We start from the raw sequence: 23,999 nt of genomic DNA on the forward strand, positions 1-23,999 counted from the left end.
CTAGAATCACTGGATTGTTTTTCTGACACGTAGCTTAGGAGAATGCATTGAGTGTCGAGTAGTCAAGACGCACAAGCGGAGTCTGCCGACTCTCATTATCTCCTCTCTTTTATGTCCGCCGACTCCCATAAAGCCTTAGCAGGCTTTAGAGATGCTGTACCGTGGCCCTCGTTAACGACGACACGAGACGGTGCCATCGCATACGCAAACACAGCATTCAGAAAATTAGTAAATGCCGAAAACGACACCGAATTATCCTCTGCTGATGACTGGTTGAGGGTCGAGGAGAACAATAGCGGATCTAATCTCATAAAGCTTCTTAGAGAAATCCCAGATGATGAAGCGTGGCATGGACACCTGCTTGTTCGTATGAACCAAGTTTGGACCCCGTGTGAATTCATCATACAAAGCAACAAGGAAGCCCCGGAACAGCTTTGTATTTTTTCTACCGAGTCCCCGGTGTTAAACAACAGGACGCTACTCAGTAGCAAAAGCGAACTCCGCCTGCTCCAGGTGGTGATGGATAATTCTTTGGATTTCCTCTTCTTTAAAGACAATGAGCACAGATATATCATCGCCAACCGTGCCTACCAAAATTTTCTGGGTGTGCGCTATCTGGGATATGAGGTGGGGCGCACGATAAGTGATTTCGCGTCTAACGATACTGCTGTCGAAGTACGCCAAACCGACAGCGAAGTGATGGATTCTGGTAATCCCATGGTAAATCACCTCCATCGATTTTCATTCGCAGACGGTCGCTCATTCTGGCTTCAATCAACGAAAGTGCCTGTCCACGATCGCCTGGGAACCTGTGTCGGGCTGGTGTGTATCGCACACGATGTTTCCGAAGAGGTTCAACGGCAACAGGATCTGGAAACCGCACGTGTAACCGCCGAGCGTGCCAATCAGGCAAAATCCCAATTTCTGGCCAACATGAGCCACGAGATCAGAACGCCAATCAACGGCATCATCGGCATGGCTGAACTATGCAGAGATACAACACTGAGCGACGACCAAACGAGCTTTCTCGATACGATACTCCTGTGCAGTAACTCGCTACTGTCACTGATCAATGAGGTGCTCGACTTTTCAAAAATCGAGGCCGGCCGCTTCAGCTTAGATTTAGCACCATTCAGCATCGTAAAAACAATCGAGGAGTCTGCATCAGCATTCAGTCTACAGGCCTCTGGGAGCTACATTGATGTGAGTGTGGATATCGACCCTCGAATTCGAGATCACTATATCGGAGATGAGAAGCGCCTGCGGCAAATTATCTATAATCTCCTGGGCAATGCCCTGAAGTTTACTGAACGAGGAGAAATCACAATAAGCGCCGATCTCGTAAGCAGCGACAACGATCAGGACCGACTGGTCGTGATCGTATCCGACACGGGCATTGGAATTCCCACTGAAAACCAGTCTTCGATATTTGAAAGCTTCACTCAGGTGGATATGAGCACAACACGGAAATATAGTGGCTCTGGCCTCGGGCTTTCTATTTGTCGGGAGTTTGTCTCATTCATGGGGGGCCATATTGTTGTGTCCAGCCAACCGGGTTACCCCACTCAATTCGCTTTCTCGCTGAGTCTTGCTCTGGACCCAGATCATCCTCTGGAACCGAAAAATCCATTTTCGATTTCTGAGCGCATGCGGGTATTGATAGCACACGCACCCTGTGCGGCGGCGCGAACCTTGGAACGGCATGGGAAATTTTACGGCTTAGATATAACGCGCGTTTCAGATCTTCCGACACTACATAGAGCAATGGACGATAACGCGAGCGAGCCCTTCGAGCTTTTTGTCTTAGAAGAGACAATGGCCACCAGCCCAGACTTGGACTCTGCCACAAAGAAAAAGATAGGCCAGCAGGCCGCTATTTTGGTATCGAAAGACAACCAGAAAGCGGACTCGCTTCCCGCGTTCCTCTCCCAGTCAGTTCCACTGTCTAGTCCGATATCACGCGAAGAAGTCGCACGCGCATTTACATCCGCACTCGATCAGAAATCGCCGAAGGATTCAGATGCAAAGAACGCGAGTATGCGCGATTCTCACAAGGAAACTTCTGAGGAAGACGATCCATACCGCGTGCTACTTGTCGAAGACAATGAGATCAATCAACATGTGGCTGAGCAGCGTCTGAAGCGGCGTGGCTTCGAAGTCGACGTGGCTGACAATGGTGCCATCGCTACAGAGCTCTTTAAAAACAAGATCTACGACTTCATATTAATGGATGTGCAAATGCCGGTGATGGACGGCTTTGAAGCGACAAAACGTATTCGAGAGCTAGAAGAAGAATCCCCCGTGCACACACCGATCATCGCTATGACTGCGCGCGCAATGCGTGGGGACCGCGAGGAATGCCTCGCCGCAGGCATGGACTTTTATCTAGCCAAGCCCTTCCGCGTCTCTTCCTTCGAAGACATCCTCACCCAACAGCGTCTGCTGGAGATTATTCAAGGCAATCGCAACTTGAGGGAAGAGATCTCAAATGATGAAAACGGGGAACCCGAGAAATCCGTTCAAAAATCCGTTGGCGAAACCTTCCGAACTCTGGCTGATGAAGATCAAGAAGACCTCCTCGACGCCGCATCGCTTTTCCTAACCCACAGAGGGCGGCAGCTCCAGGCGCTCAACCAAGCCATAGAGCTGGAGTCTTATGATGACGTGAGGCATTTTGCCCATGCGCTTAAAGGGGCAGTTTCTATCTTCGGCGCAACTCCTATCGTTGATCGCTTGCAAAGAATCGAGAATTTGGCCAGTGAGAAGGTGGCCAGTGAAATCCAGGATTTCATGGAAACAGTGAGACCACAGATACATGATCTGGCCGAGACCCTGGAAACTTATGTCAATTCCGATCCGTAACATCGCCATCATCGCCCACGTCGACCATGGGAAAACCACCCTCGTCGACGAACTCCTTAAACAGAGCGGAACCTTCCGCGAGAACCAACAGGTCGAGGAACGAGCCATGGACTCCATGGACCTCGAGAAGGAAAAGGGCATCACCATCAAGGCCAAAAACACCTCCGTGCATTGGCAAGGGGCGACGATCAACATCGTCGACACTCCCGGCCACGCTGACTTTGGAGGAGAAGTCGAACGCGTCATGCGCATGGTCGACAGCGTCTTGCTCCTCGTAGATGCCTACGATGGCCCGCAGGCACAGACACGCTTCGTGTTGCGAAAGGCATTGCAAGAAGGGCTGCATCCGATCGTGGTCATCAATAAAATCGACCGTGACAACAGTGACCCCGAAGCGGTTCAAGATAAAGTACTCGAGCTGTTTCTGGAGCTTGATGCGACCGAGGAGCAATTTAATGCGCCATTCATCTACGCATCCGCAAAGAACGGGTTTGCTATGCGCAGTCTAGACGATCCGCGCGAAAACATGGAACCGCTTTTCGAAGAGATCATACGCCACTGTCCAGCTCCTGAGGCCTTTCCAGATGAGCCGTTTCGCATGCTCGTAAGTAACATCGATTGGGATAATTACGTGGGTCGTGTAGCAGTTGGAAAAATCCTGTCTGGATCCATCGAAGCCGGCAAAAATTTATTTAGACTCACGCCTGAAGGCTCCAAAGAACGAGCTAAAGTTACCAAGGTATTTGAGTATTCAGGACTCAGCACTGCTACCACCGATGCGGGCATCGCTGGCAATATAGTCGGGCTTTCTGGCTGGGAGCAGGTCAACATAGGGGAAACGATCGCAGCCGAAGACACGGCAGAGACCCTCCCCTTCGTCGCCATCGATCCACCGACCATCCAGATGCAATTTGCTGTAAACGACGGGCCCCTTGCAGGCACAGAAGGCAAACTTGTCACGTCGCGCCAAATCCGTGACCGCCTGGAGCAAGAACGCCGTCAAAATGTATCGCTACAGATTACTGACGGTGAAGAGTCGACTTCCTTCAATGTCTCAGCCCGGGGCGCCATGCAGATCGCAGTGCTCGTCGAAACAATGCGCCGAGAAGGCTTTGAACTCCTCGTTTCTCGTCCCTCAGTCATCACAAAACGCGATGAGGACGGCTCGCTTCTCGAACCGTATGAAACTGCTTGGATCGAAGTCGATGATACGGATGTGGGTGGCGTGATGAAAAGTATGGCTAATCGGCGCGGGAAAATAGAAAACATGGAGTCGCATAATTCAGGCACAACGCTTGAGGTCAGCATCCCGACTCGTGGTCTAATTGGCTTTGAATTTGAACTAGTCAACATGACGAGTGGCCGCGGTGTGATGTCACATCTATTTAAAGAGTATGGACCGTGGGCTGGTAGCCTCACTACGCGTCACACGGGAACCTTGGTCAGCGTCGCGCAAGGACCGTCGACAGGGTATTCCCTGATGGCGCTAGAGGAACGAGGCCGCCTGTTTATTGGACCGGGAGCAACAGTTTATGAGGGGCAGATCGTGGGAGAAAACCCTCGCAATGAGGACATGCCGGTCAATCCGACCAAGGCGAAACAACTCACCAACGTGCGCGCAGCCGGGAGCGACAAGAACGTCATGCTCGCTCCACCCCTACAATTTGATCTCGAGCGCGCTATCGAATATATCGAACCGGATGAATTCGTAGAGGCCACTCCCGTCTCTTTGCGCCTACGTAAGAAGATCCTCAATTCAAACGAACGCCAGAAAGCAAAGAAGCGAGAAACGGCTCAGACATGACGCAGTTTCGTCCGTGCATCGACTTGCATGGCGGCAAGGTCAAACAAATCGTCGGGGCTAGCCTTTCTGACGACCCTGCCACCCTGCAGACAAATTTTGTCAGCGAGCGGCCATCGACTTGGTTCGCTGAGCTCTATCGTGGAGATGCACTCAGCGGGGGTCACGTCATACAGCTCGGACCCGGAAACAGCGAAGCGGCGATTGCCGCCCTTGAGGCCTATCCAGGAGGCCTTCAAATCGGCGGTGGCATCCATCCGAAAAATGCCACCTCATACCTCGATGCCGGGGCGAGCCATGTCATCATCACCTCGTGGATGTTCGATGATCAATTTCGGTTTTCCCAAAACAAACTCGATACCCTGGTCAACCGGATAGGCCCTGAGCGTCTCGTCATCGACCTGAGCTGCCGCAGCGCTCAAGACGGCTGGATCGTGGCTATGAACCGATGGCAGACTCCCACTGATCTCCGGCTCAGCCATGATACGCTCGATCAATTAGCTCCCTACTGCGATGAATTCCTTATTCACGCGGCAGATGTAGAAGGTCAATGTGCGGGCATCGACGCAGATTTGGTCAGGTTTTTGGGAGACTGGGGAAAGCTACCGGTCACTTACGCAGGGGGTGCCCAAAGCACAAATGACCTGAAGACTGTGGCGGAACTTTCGGAAAACCGGGTTCACCTCTCAATCGGTAGTGCCTTAGACATATTTGGCGGATCGCAGATTCGCTATGCAGACTGTGTCGCCTGGAACCAAAGCACGTCCAAATAATTTTCGTATAAACTCCCTGTTGACAAGCCGGGGTAGCCTGCACACCGTCAGGAAATGACTTGGGATAACCGGAGCGTTTCTCCGGACCGTCAAACACGGATCCCGGCCAATTAAACGGCCACATTGCTTTTCTCGGAATCATCCGAACCTATGTCTGATTCATCCGCTCCAACTGGTGGCGAGACGATACGCGTTATCGGTATCCTCGAACCCGCCAATAACAAAACTGGGCAATTGCTTGACCCAACAAAAAACGGGAAAAAACGCCCGACTGACACATTCGTCCCACGCGAGTTGATCCGACGATTCAAGTTGAGCAAAGGTTCCCTTGTCGAAGGACAAGCAGTTCAAGACTCTCGGTTTCCAAATCCGAAGCTCAAATTTGTGGAACGCGTGGATGGCATGCCCGTCGAAGAGCGTAAACACTGTATCCCTTTTACTCAGCTGATTACCGTTGCACCCGACAAGCAGCTCAAGATGGAGACCGATGAGGGGCTGATGACGCATCGCGTAATTGATTTATTTTGCCCCATAGGAAAGGGCCAGCGCGGATTGATTGTCGCCCCACCCCGGACCGGTAAAACGACACTGCTCCAGGACATCTCCAAAGGAGTGAAGGCCAACAACCCCGAGTGTGAATTAATGGTGCTCCTGGTCGACGAACGACCCGAGGAAGTCACCGACTTCCGCAGATCCATTGATGCCACTGTTTTTGCCTCTTCAAACGATGAAGAAATTGACAGTCATGTTCGCATTGCAGACCTGGCTATTGAACACGCCAAAAAACAAGTTGAAGCCGGCAAAGACGTCGTCCTACTCCTAGATTCGCTTACCCGCCTGGCACGCGCCCACAACTCAGCAAAGGGTGGAGGCGGACGCACGATGACGGGCGGTTTGGACATCCGTGCTTTGGAAAAGCCTCGGCAGCTGTTTTCAGCTGCGAGAAACACCGAAGAGGCAGGGAGCCTCACAATTATTGCTTCCGCATTAATTGAGACCGGTAGCCGCATGGATGACCTTATTTTTCAGGAATTTAAGGGCACCGGAAATATGGAGATGGTACTCAACCGAAAAATAGCTGAACTCCGTATCTGGCCTGCGATCGATATGACCAAATCAGGCACCAGGAAGGAAGAGCTCCTCCTCGATAAAGATACCGTCACCAAGGCAAACCTCTTCCGCCGCGCTATGGCGGCCCTCAAATCTGAGGACGCCGCTGAGACCATGATCGAGCGGATGAGTAAAACCAAGACCAACGCAGAGCTGCTCGCTCTACTTGGCAGTTGACATTACCTTTCCTCCCAGACATTTCTTACCGTTTTTTCATTCGCCCATCCTTCTCTAAATGCAGAGCTTCGCAGACCAATGCTTATACATGGCCCAGACCATTCTCGGCCACAATATCGATAGCATCGCATCCGATGGATCGATCTCGCCCGTCGAAGGCGAAAACAGCCGCAACGATGAGCCCGGACACGCGGCGCTGGCGCTGGGAGAATATTTCCGGGCTACCGGTCAATCTGCGCTCAACGATGTTGATATTGTAGACCTAAGTGCTCGTTGCATCACTGCTCAAGTCTTCAATGAGGAGCATCTAGAGAATGGATTAGCCTACTCCGCTTTAGGACTCTTATCTTTCGGACCTTCAAAAGATCGCAATCAGGTCTGGGAGCGCCTTCTTGAGCCCACACGCGAAGAGCTCGACCGGAAACTTTTAGAGCGCTCTGATTACGTCGATCACTATCAAGCCTTCAACATTGCTAAAGCCGTCACCCGTTACTCGCTCGGCCTATCGAAAAAGGACGAGACCGGTAAACTGATTGATCGTTTCCTGGAGCGTCTCACGTCACAGGGAACCGGAGGTTACCTGGACGACAAACCATCCAGCATGGGTGGGTTTGGTGGCGTCTTCGACATCTATGGCGTCATGAGTTTTGTCTTCATCCGCCAGGCGCTTCAACTCCACGCCAACATGCACTTGCGCGAACGCAAGCTGCCTAGCCTGCGGACCTCAGCGGAGAAATACATCAAACTCTTACCTGACATGGTCCGCCAGGATGGGCTCGGATGGGCCTACGGTACATCGATCGGCGCCTATGGGCAGATGCACCTCATCAGCTTGTTGCTACAAGCCCTTCGCGACAACTGGTTCTCACAAGACCAAATACCTCTTTATTCAGGCATCCTGCGCCGCTTGTTCTTCTACTTTTTCGCGACTTACATTGACCAAGAACACGGATTTCTAGTAATCCGCGACAATCAGCGTAATACCATCGATCGCCACACCACACGGATGGCTAACTTCGATGCAGCGCGTTACCTCTGCCAATGGTCACGCCTCGCCAAGTCGCTTGGAGACTTACCCGAATTTCCAGAGCCAGCTCCAAAGCGCGCAAGCCGCCTCATCTCCTTTGATCGATCCCAAAAAAAGGAGCACTGCCTTTTCATCTACAAAGAGCCCAACAGTGGTTTGGCTCTCCAACTACCTTTAGTGGGCAAGGGTAACGACGCCGCGACACCCTCTTTAGCTTTCCCACACTGCCCCGGAATCTTTGATCATCCAGCCCAGACTTACCTACCCATCATGGTGCCTGAGCTGACTTTTGGAGAGCATGTCACCGTGCCGTCGTTCTACGGTAAGCGTTGCACAACTGGCCTAGGTCTACGCCAAAGCGTATTCTTCCGCTACGAGCAACCTGAGTTAATCACCGTTGGTGAAAAAATGGTGAACGGCCTCGGCAGTTGTAAGGTCAATTGGACCTTCGCTGGCACTAAGATTACGTGCGAGTTCCTCTATCAAGTAAGGCAGCAATTCCAACTGGATCGCTTCCGCTATATGCTCGCCATCGCAGGGCCACACCAACATTACCAGCTCCCCACGACATTCACACTCGGAGCAGAAGGCCTTCGGGCCCAAGTCGTCAAAGACGACTTCCAAGCTGTGTGGGGCGAGACTGAAGATGTGACCGAAGATCCTGCTTACCGCACAGTCCAGGGAAACGTCTACTACCTTCAAACACTCCAGCGTGACCACCCACTCATCATGCGGCCCGGTCAACAATACCGCCTTTCTCTGGAATTCGAACCCGACATCGCCTTCGCGGGCGAATAGGTGATTTTTTTCAACGCGAGGCGCTCTTATGAGCGTCTCTTTTTTTGCTATGCTCTCTACAAGAATAATTCCCTGCCTTGATGTGACAGCCGGTCGCGTAGTGAAAGGCATCAAATTTCAAGAACTGCGCGACGCTGGAGATCCAGTAGACTCAGCCAAGGCGTATCAGGACCAGGGGGCAGACGAACTCGTCTTTCTCGACATCACCGCATCAAGCGACAATCGAGCTACTATGCATGACGTCGTCGAACGCACCGCCGCAGAGTGCTTTATGCCTCTCACCGTCGGCGGCGGAATTAGGACAGTCGAAGACATCCGACTCATGCTCAACAGCGGTGCGGACAAAATCAGCCTCAATACCGCTGCGATCAAAAACCCAGAGCTGATTCGAGAAGCTTCTCAGAAGTTTGGAAATCAATGCATCGTGGTAGCTATTGATGCGAAACGTGACCCCAATTCAGCAAATGGATGGCGCGTATTTACCCACGGAGGGCGCAACCCAACCGAGCTCGACGCCATCGACTGGGCAAAGCAAGCCGTAGCCCTCGGTGCCGGAGAAATTCTTCTGACCAGCATGGACCAAGACGGTATGAAAACCGGGTATGACATTCCTCTCAATCGTGTCATCAGCGACGCGGTTGAAGTCCCAGTCATCGCTTCAGGAGGTGCAGGTGAGCTCAGTCACATGGCCGAGGTTATCGAAGAAGGTAAGGCTAGCGCTGTTTTGGCGGCATCGATCTTTCACTTCGGTCAGTTTACCATCCCTGAAACGAAGGATTATCTCGCCAGCCGAGGCATTCCCGTCCGAAAAGTTAAGACTGCAAAGGATTGAGGTGCAATGGACGTCGACATCGTCTGTGTCGGTCTCGCCTGCTGGGACCTAAATTACTACATCGCTGAACACCCGGGCCCCGACGACAAAATTCACGCTCACAAAAGTTTCGGATGCCCTGGAGGCCCGGCGCTAAATGCAGCAGTACAGATCGCACGTCTGGGTGGATCCGTTGCCTTTCTTGGACGTCTTGGGAACGATAGCTGGGGCGAGTCCATTGCCGATGCCCTTGAACATGAAGGCGTGAGAACAGGGTTAATCCATTGGGATCATCAACCCACTCCACTTGCGACGATCCTCATCAAGCCTGATGGCAAACGATCGGTAGTCAGTCCAGCGCCTGCCGAATCTCTCGATTCGACATACATCCAACCTTCCGATTATCAACCAAAACTATTTCTCTTTGACGGCCATCAAATGGATGTATCGCTTGCGCTCGCAAAATCTGCAAAAGAAATGGGTATACCCAGCCTACTTGATGCAGGCTCAAATAAAGCCGGCATGAATGAGCTGGCTCACCTCGTCACACACATCGCAGCGTCTGCTCACTATGCTCAATCAGTCACAGACGAGTCTCAGAGCGTCGCAGCGGCCGAGAAATTCAGAGCCATTCATGATGCAAAACAACTTCAGTGCGTCACCCATGGCTCGGAAGGCCTCTATTGGTCCCAAGTAGGTCAAAAACTAAAATACATGAAGGCAACCCCGGTCTCTGAGGTAGACACAAACGGTTGTGGAGATGCATTCCATGGCGCTCTGGCTTGGGCAATTTCGGAAAACTACGTTATCGCAGAAGCGATCGAATGGGCCGCGCTTGCGGGCGCACTCACCGCCACGCAATACGGCGCGTTCCCGAGCCTTCCCACGAAAACAAACCTGACTTATTGGAGACATACGTATGCCGGGCCTAATTGAAACAACGGGGACATGTCTCCAACTGCCTTTGTTGTGGTCGCGCCGCTCTGTCGGGGCGCGGGCCGTTGCTTCGATCAACACCGTAGGGGGCGAGGCGACAGAGCGCCTCAACCAATGGAGCCGAGGAGCGACTACTGGAAAGACTCCCCGCCCCTCCAATTGCACCCTCCTGTAACCGATGGCCAAAAAGATGGTTGGCTCTTAATCATCACAAGCCTCGGGTGGGCCTAAGGCCCTCAAATTTCCGAAATTCAATCTGTGTATATCCGCGCAATCTGTGGTTCATTAAAAATTCCAAATCCCATGGGATCACTGTGAAAGAATATAGCTAAACTTCACGGACATACTGATTTTCAAGAATAGCGAAAAAACGATCTTGCGGCTCTTCCACATGAGACATCCGTGTCAGTTCACCAAATGCCGGTAATATCATCGCCCTCGAACGCAACCAGAACCCGCGAACCAAAACACTCTGCCTCGGACCGAGTTTAACCCGACGCCCAGGGTGGAAGTGCCCCATAACAGATGGAAGATCCGTATCCATTTTTCGATCGCCATGCATATAACAAATCGATGAGGAAATGAGGCTCACCTCAGTTTGCACACCGACGTCACGCCACAACGCAGACCAAGCGCGATCGTGGTTTCCCATAAGCAGGAGCACGGGGCACCGTAAGTCTTTAACAAAGCGTCTGAGCCTATCTTTCAACACCGCACCGTCTTCGAGTCGTGCATGAATCCAATCGCCCAGCACAACTAAACGATGCGCGTTATACCGTTCAGCCAATTGGGTGACTCTAACAAACTCATCCACCGTTGCTTGCTCCGGCATCGCTACCCCAGATTCTTGTAACTTCAGGGCCTTTCCAAGATGCCAATCTGCAATAAGAAGCTCCTTCGTATCTTCACGAAATAGGGCCCTACCCGGATCCAAGATCCAATCCACACCTTGCCAAGCAAGTCGATAACCCTTGTGCGACGGAATCATCAAACCGTCTTTCACTCGTCTAAGCCAAACTGCTTGCGTGCACTGTTCACGTCCTGAGCAATTTGACTTTTCAGAGAGTCAAAACCATCAAACTTCATTTCGGGACGAATGAAATCATGCCAATAAACACGCAAAGGATCTCCGGGTGTAACATGAGGATCGCGATCCAAGACATGCACCTCAAGAAGCGGCTCCTTCAGATCACCCACCGTCGGCCTGAGGCCGTAGTTAGCGACAGACGGCATACGCGCACCATCGGCGTCAGCACCGGATTTCTCCACCTCCACCTGATAGACGCCATAGCGCGGTTTTAAATCTGGATTCCATACTAAGTTCATTGTGGGGAACCCAATTTTACGCCCATTTTGCTTTCCGGGAATCACTTCGCCTCCACACACATAAGTATATCCTAGAAGCTGGTTTGCTGCTGCAATGTCACCTCTTGAGATCTGGCTTCGGATACGGGTGCTGCTGATCGCCTCCCCACCAGCCCGTACACGGTTACCAGAAAACACCTGGATCTGTTCTGCCGACGCCTGCTCTATCAGAGAAGTAATATCTCCGGCGCGCTGCGCTCCGTAACGGAAATTCTCTCCAACAAATATTTGCTTCAATTCAGGCAGATGCTTCTTGAGCATTGGAATGAAGGCTTCTGCGTCGAGGGATGCGAAGTCAGCGTCGAAGTTGAGTTCTATCATTAGATCCACCCCGTTCGTCGCTAGCTTAAATCTCTTCTGATAGGGGTTCAGAATCATTAGCTTGGGATCTTCCGGGGTAAACAACCGGCTCGGATGAGGCCAAAATGTCAGCACTGCCACCATGCCACCGCGCAGTCGAGACAGTCTCCGAGCGGCATCGAGTACTGACTGATGACCCAAATGCACGCCATCAAACATACCCACAGCTAAAAACACAGGGCCTTTTCCAGACGCTACCGCCCCAGCTTCTTCAAGTGTTCTTACGTGCTCCATAACAAGAGGTTGAGCCCGCCCCATCAGGACATCACATGACTTGGCACCGCTTTATTAACTGGGATCAACACCGAGCGTTTGTCTGCATTCGACATCTCCTTAAGAGACTCCAAATCATGGGATTCTGAAATCAAGAAACGATCAATTTTCGTCCGTCGCAAGGCCGACAAGTGCGCACCGCATTCGAGCTTCGCACCAAGATCATGCGCCACGCTACGAACATAAGTACCTTTGCTGCATGCGAGTTCAAAATCGATGTCTGGTGTCTCGAAGCGTTTCATCTCAAATTTGCTGACACGTATAAACCGTGGCTCGCGCTCCACCGTCTTACCTTTACGTGCCATTTTGTAGAGCGGCACTCCTTTGATCTTCTTTGCCGAGAACATTGGGGGTTCCTGGTATTGGTCGCCAACGAAAGCAGCCATTGACATCATGAGGCTCTCCTCGCGCAGCTCCGGCACCGGCTTTGTGTCCAAAACCTCACCATCTGCGTCATAAGAATCTGTTTCGACACCGAGCGTAATCGTCCCGGTGTAGACCTTGTCGAGACTCATCAAGAACTGCGAAATTTTGGTAGCACGCCCCACGAGCACAATCATCAACCCGGTGGCCATGGGATCGAGAGTGCCCGCATGCCCGACTTGCTTTAATTGATATATCCGACGCACACGATCTACCACATCGTGGGACGTAATGCCCTGAGGTTTATCTACTAAAAGAACACCCTCTGGTTTGTTTTCCTGAACAGACATAAGACTTTAACCTTCTTCGCGGTCTATGGCATGTAATTGCTTACCCACAGCTTCAATCAATACCGGGTAAAATTCCTCGATCGAGCAGTCTTGATTCAATCCTGCAGCAGCGGCATGACCCCCGCCGGAGAACTGTTTAGCGACTTGATCGACGCGATACTTAGGATCTTTTGCTCTCAAGCTACCTTTCAGCTTACCCCGATACTCCTCTAGAAGGATACCCATATCGACGCCCTCAATGGCACGCGCATAATCCACTAGTCCTTCCGAGTCCTCAGGAGTCGTGCCGGTAGATTCATACACACCGTCCTCAATCAATCCCACCACCACACGGCCATCAAACTCCTTGCGAAAGGACGCCAGAAAACGCTGTAAGAGCTGCAACTTGCCATAGGTCTCATTTTCGTAGAGCTCGTAGGCAGCTGTTGCCGGGTCTGCTCCGAGAGACATCAAGCGGCGACACACGTTAAATACCGCCTCGGTCGTCGCCGAAAACCGGAATTGGCCAGTATCCGTTGCGATTCCGATGTAGAGTGCCTGAGCGGCCACTGCATCGACGACATAACCCCCATCCAGCGCCAGGTTCGCGAGAATTTCGCCTGTTGCCGCCGCGGTGCCTATAATGATATTTTCCTCAGCATAGCCTGGGTTCGAGAGATGATGATCGATATTGAGACGGATCGTATCCACCCGCTCCTTTAGATGAGGACCAAAACGCTTGATATCAGCACAATCTACACTGACTAAGGCATCTGCTGTTCCATCCCATTCTGCGGAAGTCATGAAAGGTGTATCGCCAACAAAAGGCTTAAGCACACGAGGCACAGAATCATTATTGACGCAAAAGGCATCGATTCCACTGGCCCGGAATATACGGCATAACCCGACTTGGGAGCCAATACAGTCACCATCTGGACGCACATGCCCCAAGACAGCCACACGTTTCCCACGCAAACTGTTCAGGGCAGCATCGAATATTGGCTGCTGCTCTGGGTAGCTCAAAACCTCAGCGCTCATAAATCACTCCGCCTGTTCTTTAGATGGTGGCTCTTCGTCAACTATCGAATCGATCAGCGACACAGTCCGCGTACCGCGAGCCATGGAATCGTCTTCGACATACTTTAGGAACGGTGTGTATTTTATCTTCACCATTTTGGAAACACTCTGTCGCAAGGGCGCTGCGACCCGGTGAAAAAATTTTCGTGCAGCACGGCTCTTCTCTTCATCGCCGAGAACCGAATAATAGACCACACCGCTGCGTAGATCCGGAGACACGTCTACATCCGTTATGGTGATGTAAACGGACTCGTCCTTGTAAGTCGTGTGGAGCTGCAACGATAGCTCGCGCATCAGCAGCTCGTTGACTCGGGTGATTCTCTTTCCCATGGCGTAATCTTCCCGGTTATTTCAAAGAAACCCGACCTCAGAGCGAGGCACGGATTTTCTCTACTTCAAAGCACTCGATGATATCGCCCTCCTCGTAGGAATTGATATCCTGAAGATGAATACCGCATTCGTAGCCAGCACGCACTTCTGATACGTCGTCCTTGAAGCGTCGCAGGGTATCAATCTTAGCCTCGCCCACCATCTCGCCTTTGCGCATGAGACGCGCCTTGGCATTGCGGGAAATACCACCGTCGATCACCATGCAACCAGCCACTTGACCACGACCAATACTGAAGACCTGGCGAATTTCAGCGCTACCGACCTTCTTTTCGCGCAATTCGGGATCGAGTAGATCGGCCATGGCTTCGGTTACCATATCCAACAACTCATAAATGATGCTGTGTTGGTAGATATCGATACCGTGGTGTTTCGCCAGACCTTGCACACCATTTTCGATACGGACGTTGAAGCCCAGAATCGCAGAACCCGCCGTGGTTGCCAGAGTCACGTCAGCTTTGGTGATTGGGCCAACAGACCCAGAAATGACCTTCAATTCGACTTTGTCAGAGTTTATTTCCTCCAGGCTTTGTTTGATCGCCGCAAGCGAGCCACTGACGTCCGACTTAAGGATAACGGAGTAGACTTTCTTCTGCTGGTTTTCGATCGCTGCAAACAGATCGTCAATCGTCGCTCCACCTGCTATACCTTGTGTGCTTTGCTGGCTCGCCGCCATCTTCGCCTCGTGGATTCGCTCTTCTACGATTTTCTTTGCTTCACGCTCGTTCTTTACAGTTTCGAAACGCCCACCCACATCGGGAGCATCCGACCAGCCAATAATCTTGACCGCTGTAGCTGGCGTAGCGGTCTTCACCTGCTTACCGTGCTCATCAAGCATCGCACGCACACGGCAATAACACTCGCCACAAACAATCGCAGCACCTGGCTTGAGCGTTCCCTTCTCGACAATGATCGTCGCGCTAGCACCACGGCCTTGTTCGACCTGTGATTCAATCACAATCCCAGCAGCCTTAGCGTCAGGATTTGCGCGCAACTCCATGATCTCAGACTGGAGATTGATATTGTCTAATAATTCTTCAACGCCGTCGCCGTTAAGCGCAGAGATGGGAACACAGAGGGTTTCCCCACCCCAGTCCTCAGGAGCAATTCCGTGTTCTTGCATCTGAGTCTTCACGCGATCCAAATTGGCTCCTTTAGAATCCATCTTGTTCACGGCGACCACCACCGCATTTTGCGCCTTTCGGGCAAATTTGAGCGCCTCATCGGTCTGCGGCATGAAACCGTCATCTGCAGCAACGACCAAAATCGCGATGTCGGTCACGTTCGCGCCCATTTCACGCATCGCAGAAAAGGCTGCGTGGCCGGGCGTATCGATAAATGACATGACATGGTCCGCATGTTTCACTCGATAGGCTCCGATGTGTTGGGTAATCCCACCCGCCTCGCCATCCGCTACATTCGCCTTGCGCACGGCATCCATGAGCGTGGTCTTTCCGTGATCTACATGGCCTAAAATACATACCACCGGAGGACGCGGCTTAAGGAATTTCTCGTCATCTTCATCCGGCACATCCTCTTTCTTTTTCGCCTCCTGGACAAATTCACCGCGATGTCGAATCTCCAGCTGCACGCCATGGTTTGCTGCGATGCGCTTGGCGACGTCTTCTTCAACCGCACCATTCATGGAGGCGAAAATACCCATTTCCATAAACTCAGCGATGAGCCGGAAACTCTTTACTCCCAGCACGTCCGCCAAATCTCTCAAGACAACCGGCGGTTTCATCGTCACCTGGCGCATTTTCTTTTCACCCTCGTCCTCACCGGCAGTCTCTGAAGGAGCGTCGCCGGAGGGCGGTGTGGCAGCACCAGGAGGCACCATAGCTTTTGGAGCACTCGCAACCGGAGGCCGTCCCGCCATACCCGGTGGTGGCGTCTTGGCCGCTGGAGCACCCGCTGCAGGGCGAGCCATCGGAGGGGCGGTCGTTTTCGGAGCATCACCAGTCGATGGAGCCGCTTTGACTCCCGACGGAGCAGCGGTTGCAGGACTTGTCTTGGGCGCTGCTGGAGAAGAAGATGTTCCTGCTGGAGCCCGTGGGGGCACGGCTTTTCCGGGTGCTACTCGAGGAGGCGCTGCGCTCCCTGGGCCCTTAGGCGCGGGAGGTGTCTTCGGAGCCGGCGCAGGGGGCGTCGGCGTCAAACCTGCAGCTGCATTACGCTTTGCTTCAGCTTCAGCCTTCTTGGCTGCCTCACGTTCTTCACGTTCACGATCAATATCTTCCTTACTGCGCACAATCGCTCCGGGTGGAATACCCACTGCCGGTTTTTTGGGCTCGGAAGGAGATTCTGAAGTGACCGCGGGTTCCTTTTCCTCAGTCTTGGTAAATTCTTCGCGTAGAGATTCGGCTGAGATGTTGTCGATCGTGCTAGATACGCTTTTCACCTCATACCCACGCTGTTGCAGGAGCTCAACGAGCTCCTTGTTTTCCATCCCGATTTCTTTGGCTAATTGGTGTATCCGTATACTCATGCGACGTGTCGTCTATCTTATCCTGTGGGTGCTTTTTCTATCTGGAGTTTCGTTTCGGGCAGAGGCAATTAGGCGAGAAACTCAGATACTTTTGAGATAACCGTATCCGCTTCGTCTTCGGTGAAGCCGATGCTAACAAGATCTTGAGCCGTAACACCCTCGAAGACTTCGGGGCTTACAAATCCACAAGCGACCAGACGTCCCGCCAGCTCGTTGTCGAGGCCAGGAATAGAAGCTAAGCCCTCTTCAGCACGGCCCAGGCGCTCATCAAATCCAACGGGACGCTCCTCTGCCTTAGCGATATCAAGCTTCCAACCGAGTAGGCGTGAAGTCAGCCGCGCGTTTTGGCCGCGGCGACCAATTGCAACGGAGAGATCGTCTTCGGATACTTCGAAGTAGATCAGGCGCTTGGCTTCGTCGATCTTCACATTGCGTGGCAGTGCTGGCTTGAGTGCCTCTTCCAGCATCTGTGTCGGATCCTCGAAGTAACGGACGATGTCAATCTTCTCACCACCCAGCTCTCTCACAATGCTCTTCACGCGAGCACCACGGGCACCGACACAGGCGCCGACTGGATCGACCTTGGGATCTGAGGTATCGACTGAAATTTTTGTCCGGTAGCCGGGCTCGCGAGACATACTCTGGATAGTGACAGTGCCATCGGCGATCTCCGCTACTTCCAATTCGAACAGTCTCTTCACAAACCGTGCATTGGATCGGGAGAGGACGAGATCCGGCCCGCGATTTCCGCTTTCGATCTTCAAGAGTAAGCAGCGAATACGCTCGCCGGGCTGGTAATCCTCGCCAGGAACACGCTCCCTGGGCGGCAAAATTGCCTCAGCCTTACCGATATCTACAATCAAATCCCCACGCTCACGACGTCGAACTGTGCCTGAGATAATATCTCCTACTTGGTCTTTGAAATCGTCATAGATCCGCTCTTTTTCAAATTGACGGATGCGTTGCATAATCGCTTGGCGAGCCGTCTGTGCGGCAATGCGTCCTAAGAACGAGGGATCTATTTCCTTTTCTGCGATATCACCCAACTTTGGCTCGTCGAGGAACTCCCCCGCCTTACTGATATGGATCTCAGTCTGTGGGTCTGAAAGGGAATCTACGACGACCAACTGGGTCCAAGCGTTCATCGCACCGGTGCGAGGATTAATCTCAACGCGGATTTCCTGACCCGCGTTAACACCCTTGGTTGCTGCGCCCTTGATGGCACCAGAGATAGCTTGGATCATGTCATCGCGACCGATCCCTTTCTCTTTTTCCATGTATTCAAGGACTGATAAAATTTCGTTGCTCATGGCAGGCGGTAAATGGGAAGCAAAAAAGCGGGTGATCGCCCGCTTTTTAAAGAAGTAGGTGTGTTAGAAACCTAGAATCAACAACGCACAGCCATGACTGTCAAGGGACCGTTTGAGGGATTTGAATATGCGGGCCTAATTGAGGGGACGGGGAGTTCTTTGCACTGGATATGCAACGATCACCGTAAAAGAGAGGAGCTATTACTCGCTATCCCTGTTACCCGTCGGTGCCCTTGTTGTGGTTGGGGCGCTCTGTCGGCTCGCGTCTTCGATTTGGATCGAGGTAGGGAGGGTCACGCACAATCGTTGTCGTTGTCGAGATCCCGTCGACTACGAAAACGACCACGATAGCGACAACGAGACGAGATACGAAAACCGCTGGAGGGCGGTGCTTTGTCGCCGCCGGTGGCCTGTTGCTTGGGCGGTCGTTCCAATCGATACGCAAACCGCGAGCCGACAGAGCAGCTCAACTACAACAGAGGCAGTTGGGGCAATCTCCCCGCTGTTTCAATTGCACCCTGAATATGCAATCTCGTCGTGGGATAACAAATACGCCCACGACAGAGACACCGATCCACTAAAAACCGACCCCATGAGCAGCGGTCAGCGCGAGCCTATTCTAAGACAAAAGTGCCGCCAGCAATTCTTTAATCCGGGAAGCTGCGCTCATCTTAGCGATCCATTGTTGCGGCAAATTGCTTGCACCCAAGCGCGCCCCGATCCAACTGCCAACAATCGCGGCGCGCCCTGCACTGTCGCCCCCAGCACGGATGATGTCCAAAATCGCCGATTCAAATTCTTCGTTGTGTTTTGCAGTAGCCTGAACTGACGACGGGAAGCTACAAATCAACGGACAGCTCTGTCCAAGTTCGTCGGTAGCATCGACCACGGTTTTGTGCTTCAGGTCAAAAGCTTCTTTCGTCTTGCGGAGGAGTTCGACACTGAAACTACCCACTGCATCCATTTCGGACTCAGCCCGATGAAATGCGCTGTGCACATCGCGGCCGTTAAGTAGCTCGAAAAGAATGAGTGCGTGAGCCTGGCAGTAAGCGACGGCACGGTCGTTATTCTGCCGAACTCGGGTCAAGGTTTCGACCTGTTCGAGCAGTGCAGTCTTCGTTTCGAGTCCATTTTTCGCGACAAACCAACCGACAAAGATTGCTAAGCTCGAGATGGTGGCCAATTGATCATCATCAGCACCTTCCTGAAAGGAGTAGGTGTCCGCATCGCCAGCAGCGACCGCGTTTTTATAATTTTCAATGGTACCGCGAGTGGCAGCGTCGAAATAGCCCGCATAGCCCTTCTTCGGATCTATCGACTCGACAAATCGTTTTCCATAAGAACGGGCATCAAACTGATCGACTTCAGCGAGCGCCTCCAAGAGCACCAGTGAGGCGTCGCCATAATGGGTGAAGTCTCCCGAGAGTTTGCCTGCGTGATAATGGCCGTCGGCGGGACTTTCAAAGCCCTGAATGCCGCCGGGGAACTGTTGGGCGAGGTCCGTAGTATTATAAATCCAATGCGCACCCAACGCCGCGGCGTCGCCGAGGAACTGTCCGAGGATCATGCCCTCGATTCGATTTTTCAATGAAGCATCCATGCAAGAACCGCTAGATAATCATCATGAAAAAACAAGTATAGGAACGTTTATATGACGCTCAGAGACCGAAAAACGGAAATCAGCTAGATCTTTCGCAACTTGCTCACCCGTCCTCCGATAATCCACTCGGCCAGGTAAATATTGCCCGAGGCATCCATGACAGCACCGTGAGGACTAATACATTTCCCTGGAATACGGATGCGTGGGTTGATCTGAGGCCATGCAGGTTTGGCACAGATGGCGTCGTTTTCGCCAATGTGGCAGATCAGTTGATCGTCTTTGTCACAGAGGGTGATCCGAGCCTTAAGTTCGGGAATAATCGTGATATCACCCTGGGCTGAAAAACCATCGGGGCTGGTCATGAAGTCTTCGCCGAAGCAGCGTTTGAATTTACCCTCAATATCAAAGACCTGCACGCGTGCGTTGCCGCGATCTGCAATGTATAATTCAGGCTCGCCTTTGCTATAGTCGATCCAGCAACCGTGCGGACACTTAAAACGCCGTGCCCCGTCGGAACCGTCAATACAGCCAATATATACGCCATCGCTGTTAAACCGGTGCGCTACCGACGCACCATAACCATCGACCAACCAGATGTCTCCATTACCGCCGCTTTCGGCCCGAGCCTGATCTGCCCAAGTGGGTATATATTTCTTCTCCGAATAGGCAGGATGCGTCAGCTCAGGCTTAATACTCAGGAGCACATCACCATCGAGATTGGCTTTGTGCGCGACCGCCAAATGCTCATCGACGAGCCAGAGATATTCATCCCCGCCCTCTTCTCCGATGTGTATACCGTGTGCACCCGGGTAGTCGCCCCAGCTCTTCACCAGCTCGCCGTCAGGCGAATAGAATAAAACAGCCGGTGAGGCCTGATGAAAGATAACAACATGACCATCCTTGGTGACCACTACGCCATGAGTCCGTCCGTTTTCATCCCCAATAGGTGACCGAGGCACCGTGATCCAGTTTTCAATCCACTCATAGCTGCCAAGCGGTGTATCAGTTATCGCGGAAGTATTAGACATGATAAATTAAATTTATCTCCCCAGAGAGCTTCGAGCGGACCCATTATTGTCAAAGAAAAAGAAAGCAGTGGAGCAGTCCTCATTCGATAGCGAACGACTCGTCCCAGCCTCTACAGCTTTCCATGAGAAGCTCAACGGACCCAAACGAAATGCTTGAGTTTGTTGTTCAAGGGCGAGTCCACTACCAGCGAACCGTCTAGAAGCTTCACTTCAAGAACGAGGAGTTTTTGCTGAACGAAGCTTCCGAGGATCCATACACCCGACTCGGGGTTTTCTAGTACGGACACTTCAAAGGTTTCCTCTGCTCTATCAGAACGCATGTGCCAACTGCGTGGTCCGAAAGTTATGATGGTATTACGCGATTCCTCGACATCGGGCTCACCGAGCGGAGTCCTCCGGGAGGCAGTCATTGAAACAGTATAGTCCAAGCGCCATTCCCCGAGAAGCATCGGAGGCAGATCTTCGCCGCCTTCGACCACAGCACGGTCGGAACGCTCGTTTTCGACCTTGTCTGCGGGAAAAAAGCTAAAGTCCTGGATAAGCGCTAAGGCGAACCCAAGGATCAAGATAATGAATGCGATGATACTGCCTTTGACCCAAATATTCATCCCATTCCTCCGGTGAACCAAATGAGAGCCACTTGGAGGCAGCCCACGACAAAGCCCAAAACAAAGCCTAATCGTTCAATGGTCTTAAATTCCTTTCTGGCCACCTCCATCACGATGGACTCAAGACGGTCCAAGTCGAACTCTTGAATCCGCTGCTCGACGATATGCTTCACATCAAAGTTACTCTCAAACTTCGTGGCAATTTTCTCCATCAGGACCTCTCCCTCTTTATCTATTTCCTCAAGGGCCATGTTCTCAAGCGATTCGACGGCCTGATCATTTACAAAATTCCCCACTAATGGAATTCCCTGAAGCTTCGGAACTAAGCGTTGGCGGATCAGACGAGATACGGCCGTGCGCAGGCCAGGTTTGATATCTACACCTCGGATTTTGTCATGAATTACATGATTACTGACCAGCTCGCGTTCAATGATCTCAGCCGCCTTCGCCGCGAGTTCCGGTTGACGTCGCGGAATGAGCCCCTGCCAAGTAACGAGACCCAGAACCCGCTGAGGGCGCTGAGGGCGGAAAAGCATCTTGATGGCGACCCAATTAGTAAGCCATCCAATGAATGCTGTTATAAAGGGGATCGAAAAGATTATGATCGTTTTTGCAGTCACACTGGTTCGACAGTCGGAGAAAAACCTCAAGGGTAAGCAATGTCATGAGCTCAGGAGCAACGCAAAAGTGGGGAAATGGCTTGGTCGAGCTAAGTCGAGCAGGCCTTTACTGTCCCAAAGGGGGGTTTCATATCGACCCCTGGAAAGGCGTTGATCGTGCACTCATCACCCATGGTCATGCGGACCACACACGCGTCGGAAGTAGCCATTACACCTGTGCGGATATTGGACTGCCCATTTTAGAACTTCGCCTTGGCAAAAAGGCACCGATCGAGGGTTGGCCCTATGGAGAACGGCGTCGATTAGGGGATGTTTGGGTCAGCTTTCACCCGGCCGGACATGTCTTGGGCAGCGCGCAGATTCGTATAGAGTCGGGCGAAAACGTCACTGTAATCACAGGGGATTACAAACGTCACTGGGACCCGAGTTGCCATCCCTTTGAAGTGGTTCCTTGCGACACATTCATTACTGAGTCCACCTTCGGCCTTCCCATTTATCAATGGCCCGACCCGTCCGCTGAGTTCGAAAAAATAAATACCTGGTGGCGCAGGAATAGCGAGCAAGGACGCACATCGGTGATCTATGCTTATTCGCTCGGCAAAGCACAACGCATCCTCGCCGGCATCGATCCAAAAATTGGCCCCATCGGCGTGCATCGAGCAGTGGACGAATTTCTGCCAATTTACCGCAATGCTGGTTTTCCGATTCCGGAAACAGTACGGATTGGCTCAGAGAATCCTCAAATCATAAAGGGAAGCGGTCTCTTTGTCCTACCCCCATCCGCCGAAGCAAAATGGATGTCAAAGCTGGGCCCCTCATCAGAGGCAGCAGCATCAGGCTGGATGCGCGTCCGTGGCATGCGTCGTTGGCAGTCTTATGACCAGGGGTTTGTGATCTCCGACCACGCAGACTGGCCGACCCTGCATCAAACAATCCAGGAAACCGGAGCCCACCACATTGGCGTCACCCACGGCTACACCACCGAAATGGTCCGCTACCTCCGCGAAGTGGGTCATAACGCCTTTGAAGTGCCCACTTGGTTTACGGGGGACAGAGAAGATTAAGAAGAGCCTAAAATCTCCTTGCGAAGGGTTCGTACTGTCCTCTAAGCAACTCAAATGCGCGTGATCCTTTGGTTATCTGTATCGTTTCTTTTCTGCAGCACTCTCCTGATGGGCCAAGCTCCAGGACTAGAGCCTGAACGACTCCTTAGGCCTCCAACGATTTTCGACCCGGCCATGTCTCCGGACGGCAAACACATCGCCTACTCCGCCGAGCATAAGGGAGAACGCGTCGTCATCATCCTAGATGAGGAGATGAATCCATTCAAATTATTAACTCGCTAATATAATACATGACTTTCACCCATGCATCATTCATCCTTTCAGGCATGGAAAAACGAGATGCTAGGATGCTCGGTCAGCAGGCCCAAGAGGAGGTGCGTCGTCAGGCGATCAAGTTGCTCAAAGCTGGTCACACCCGCGTCGCTGTTGCGGCTCAATTGGATGTGTCACGCCAACATGTTGGAGAGTGGTGGCATCGTTATCAGCAAGGCGGTTGGGCGGCTCTGAAGAAACGCAAACGCGGCGTTCCCAAGGGCACATCGCGCAAGCTCACGCCGGAGCAAGAAAACGAAGTCAGACGACTCATTACCGACAAGATGCCAGACCAACTGAAACTCTCTTTTGCGCTGTGGACGCGTGAAGCGGTGCGCCAGCTCATCAAAGAACGTTACGGCGTGGACTACGCGCTGCAAAGCTTGAGTGTCGTGCTGCGCCGCTGGGGTCTCACACCCCAACGTCCGGTCAAACGTGCCTACGAGCAGCGCCCGGCTGAGGTCAAACAGTGGCTCAATGAGAGCTACCCAGCCATCGCTGAGCGCGCTAAAACAGAGGG

The 23,999-nt window shown here is 52.4% G+C and carries 21 protein-coding genes; 10 read left to right on the forward strand and 11 right to left on the reverse strand.

The genetic code is table 11. The features are described from left to right. The first annotated feature begins 111 nt into the window (after positions 1-111). From HRU10_01045 to HRU10_01075, 7 genes are all read left to right on the forward strand, one after another. The gene (locus tag HRU10_01045) at positions 112-2,862 is read left to right on the forward strand and encodes a response regulator (GenBank protein NRA25817.1); all 2,751 of its coding nucleotides are present in this window, start codon (positions 112-114) and stop codon (positions 2,860-2,862) included. Further along, positions 2,843-4,666, forward strand: coding sequence for a translational GTPase TypA (gene typA, locus HRU10_01050; GenBank protein NRA25818.1), 1,824 nt, complete (start codon positions 2,843-2,845; stop codon positions 4,664-4,666). The genes HRU10_01045 and typA overlap by 20 nt, the downstream gene beginning before the upstream one ends. Then, positions 4,663-5,436 carry a phosphoribosylformimino-5-aminoimidazole carboxamide ribotide isomerase gene (hisA, locus tag HRU10_01055; protein ID NRA25819.1) on the forward strand — a complete coding sequence of 258 codons (774 nt, stop codon included), beginning with the start codon at positions 4,663-4,665 and terminating at the stop codon, positions 5,434-5,436. The genes typA and hisA overlap by 4 nt, the downstream gene beginning before the upstream one ends. Before the next feature lie 150 nt (positions 5,437-5,586). Next, complete coding sequence (gene rho / locus HRU10_01060) at positions 5,587-6,723, forward strand: transcription termination factor Rho (protein ID NRA25820.1); 1,137 nt, start codon at positions 5,587-5,589, stop codon at positions 6,721-6,723. 58 nt (positions 6,724-6,781) lie between these two features. Beyond that, positions 6,782-8,548, forward strand: a complete 1,767-nt coding sequence (locus HRU10_01065; protein NRA25821.1) for a hypothetical protein — start codon at positions 6,782-6,784, stop codon at positions 8,546-8,548. Between the two features lie 49 nt (positions 8,549-8,597). Beyond that, a complete protein-coding gene (hisF, locus tag HRU10_01070; GenBank protein ID NRA25822.1) occupies positions 8,598-9,380 on the forward strand; it encodes an imidazole glycerol phosphate synthase subunit HisF in 783 nt (260 codons plus the stop codon). Positions 9,381-9,386: 6 nt separating this feature from the next. Continuing rightward, the gene (locus HRU10_01075; protein NRA25823.1) at positions 9,387-10,295 is read left to right on the forward strand and encodes a carbohydrate kinase; all 909 of its coding nucleotides are present in this window, start codon (positions 9,387-9,389) and stop codon (positions 10,293-10,295) included. A gap of 328 nt (positions 10,296-10,623) precedes the next feature. Here the strand turns inward: HRU10_01075 and HRU10_01080 are convergent, their stop codons facing one another. From HRU10_01080 to HRU10_01130, 11 genes are all read right to left on the reverse strand, one after another. Next, positions 10,624-11,283, reverse strand: coding sequence for a metallophosphoesterase (locus HRU10_01080; protein ID NRA25824.1), 660 nt, complete (start codon positions 11,281-11,283; stop codon positions 10,624-10,626). 11 nt (positions 11,284-11,294) lie between these two features. Next, positions 11,295-12,254, reverse strand: a complete 960-nt coding sequence (ribF, locus tag HRU10_01085) for a riboflavin biosynthesis protein RibF (GenBank protein ID NRA25825.1) — start codon at positions 12,252-12,254, stop codon at positions 11,295-11,297. Between the two features lie 23 nt (positions 12,255-12,277). Beyond that, on the reverse strand, positions 12,278-13,006 hold the full coding sequence (truB, locus tag HRU10_01090; GenBank protein NRA25826.1) for a tRNA pseudouridine(55) synthase TruB: 729 nt from the start codon (positions 13,004-13,006) through the stop codon (positions 12,278-12,280). A gap of 6 nt (positions 13,007-13,012) precedes the next feature. After that, positions 13,013-14,023 carry a DHH family phosphoesterase gene (locus tag HRU10_01095; GenBank protein NRA25827.1) on the reverse strand — a complete coding sequence of 337 codons (1,011 nt, stop codon included), beginning with the start codon at positions 14,021-14,023 and terminating at the stop codon, positions 13,013-13,015. Between the two features lie 3 nt (positions 14,024-14,026). After that, complete coding sequence (rbfA, locus tag HRU10_01100; GenBank protein NRA25828.1) at positions 14,027-14,392, reverse strand: 30S ribosome-binding factor RbfA; 366 nt, start codon at positions 14,390-14,392, stop codon at positions 14,027-14,029. Positions 14,393-14,429: 37 nt separating this feature from the next. Continuing rightward, positions 14,430-16,937 carry a translation initiation factor IF-2 gene (infB, locus tag HRU10_01105; GenBank protein ID NRA25829.1) on the reverse strand — a complete coding sequence of 836 codons (2,508 nt, stop codon included), beginning with the start codon at positions 16,935-16,937 and terminating at the stop codon, positions 14,430-14,432. 68 nt (positions 16,938-17,005) lie between these two features. Next, entirely contained in the window at positions 17,006-18,247 is a 1,242-nt protein-coding gene (gene nusA / locus HRU10_01110) for a transcription termination/antitermination protein NusA (GenBank protein ID NRA25830.1), read from the reverse strand. Between the two features lie 619 nt (positions 18,248-18,866). Next, positions 18,867-19,847: an ADP-ribosylglycohydrolase family protein gene (locus HRU10_01115; protein NRA25831.1), complete on the reverse strand. Its 981-nt coding sequence runs from the start codon at positions 19,845-19,847 to the stop codon at positions 18,867-18,869. Positions 19,848-19,930: 83 nt separating this feature from the next. Continuing rightward, a complete protein-coding gene (locus HRU10_01120) occupies positions 19,931-20,875 on the reverse strand; it encodes a hypothetical protein (protein ID NRA25832.1) in 945 nt (314 codons plus the stop codon). Positions 20,876-21,006: 131 nt separating this feature from the next. Beyond that, positions 21,007-21,483, reverse strand: coding sequence for a hypothetical protein (locus tag HRU10_01125; GenBank protein ID NRA25833.1), 477 nt, complete (start codon positions 21,481-21,483; stop codon positions 21,007-21,009). After that, positions 21,480-22,103 (reverse strand): DUF445 family protein, encoded by a 624-nt coding sequence (locus HRU10_01130; protein NRA25834.1) that lies wholly within the window; start codon positions 22,101-22,103, stop codon positions 21,480-21,482. Before HRU10_01130 ends, HRU10_01125 begins: the two co-directional genes overlap by 4 nt. Positions 22,104-22,147: 44 nt before the next feature. Here HRU10_01130 and HRU10_01135 point away from each other — a divergent pair, with 44 nt between their 5' ends. From HRU10_01135 to HRU10_01145, 3 genes are all read left to right on the forward strand, one after another. Beyond that, positions 22,148-23,167 (forward strand): ligase-associated DNA damage response exonuclease, encoded by a 1,020-nt coding sequence (locus HRU10_01135; protein ID NRA25835.1) that lies wholly within the window; start codon positions 22,148-22,150, stop codon positions 23,165-23,167. A gap of 108 nt (positions 23,168-23,275) precedes the next feature. After that, positions 23,276-23,449 carry a hypothetical protein gene (locus tag HRU10_01140; protein NRA25836.1) on the forward strand — a complete coding sequence of 58 codons (174 nt, stop codon included), beginning with the start codon at positions 23,276-23,278 and terminating at the stop codon, positions 23,447-23,449. Between the two features lie 8 nt (positions 23,450-23,457). Further along, on the forward strand, positions 23,458-23,999 hold a 542-nt coding region (locus HRU10_01145; GenBank protein ID NRA25837.1), incomplete at its 3' end, for a winged helix-turn-helix domain-containing protein.

This window comes from Opitutales bacterium, assembly GCA_013215165.1.
GTDB lineage: Bacteria > Verrucomicrobiota > Verrucomicrobiia > Opitutales > JABSRG01 > JABSRG01.

Coding starts and splice junctions, on each gene's coding strand:
- HRU10_01140 (NRA25836.1), top strand. CDS start 23,276: ATGGGCCAAGCTCCAGGACTAGAGCCTGAACGACTCCTTAGGCCTCCA.
- rbfA (NRA25828.1), bottom strand. CDS start 14,392: ATGGGAAAGAGAATCACCCGAGTCAACGAGCTGCTGATGCGCGAGCTA.
- nusA (NRA25830.1), bottom strand. CDS start 18,247: ATGAGCAACGAAATTTTATCAGTCCTTGAATACATGGAAAAAGAGAAA.
- HRU10_01080 (NRA25824.1), bottom strand. CDS start 11,283: ATGATTCCGTCGCACAAGGGTTATCGACTTGCTTGGCAAGGTGTGGAT.
- HRU10_01135 (NRA25835.1), top strand. CDS start 22,148: ATGAGCTCAGGAGCAACGCAAAAGTGGGGAAATGGCTTGGTCGAGCTA.
- HRU10_01115 (NRA25831.1), bottom strand. CDS start 19,847: ATGGATGCTTCATTGAAAAATCGAATCGAGGGCATGATCCTCGGACAG.
- hisF (NRA25822.1), top strand. CDS start 8,598: ATGCTCTCTACAAGAATAATTCCCTGCCTTGATGTGACAGCCGGTCGC.
- HRU10_01065 (NRA25821.1), top strand. CDS start 6,782: ATGCAGAGCTTCGCAGACCAATGCTTATACATGGCCCAGACCATTCTC.
- ribF (NRA25825.1), bottom strand. CDS start 12,254: ATGGAGCACGTAAGAACACTTGAAGAAGCTGGGGCGGTAGCGTCTGGA.
- truB (NRA25826.1), bottom strand. CDS start 13,006: ATGTCTGTTCAGGAAAACAAACCAGAGGGTGTTCTTTTAGTAGATAAA.
- hisA (NRA25819.1), top strand. CDS start 4,663: ATGACGCAGTTTCGTCCGTGCATCGACTTGCATGGCGGCAAGGTCAAA.
- infB (NRA25829.1), bottom strand. CDS start 16,937: ATGAGTATACGGATACACCAATTAGCCAAAGAAATCGGGATGGAAAAC.
- HRU10_01095 (NRA25827.1), bottom strand. CDS start 14,023: ATGAGCGCTGAGGTTTTGAGCTACCCAGAGCAGCAGCCAATATTCGAT.
- HRU10_01120 (NRA25832.1), bottom strand. CDS start 20,875: ATGTCTAATACTTCCGCGATAACTGATACACCGCTTGGCAGCTATGAG.
- HRU10_01075 (NRA25823.1), top strand. CDS start 9,387: ATGGACGTCGACATCGTCTGTGTCGGTCTCGCCTGCTGGGACCTAAAT.
- typA (NRA25818.1), top strand. CDS start 2,843: ATGTCAATTCCGATCCGTAACATCGCCATCATCGCCCACGTCGACCAT.
- HRU10_01045 (NRA25817.1), top strand. CDS start 112: ATGTCCGCCGACTCCCATAAAGCCTTAGCAGGCTTTAGAGATGCTGTA.
- rho (NRA25820.1), top strand. CDS start 5,587: ATGTCTGATTCATCCGCTCCAACTGGTGGCGAGACGATACGCGTTATC.
- HRU10_01125 (NRA25833.1), bottom strand. CDS start 21,483: ATGAATATTTGGGTCAAAGGCAGTATCATCGCATTCATTATCTTGATC.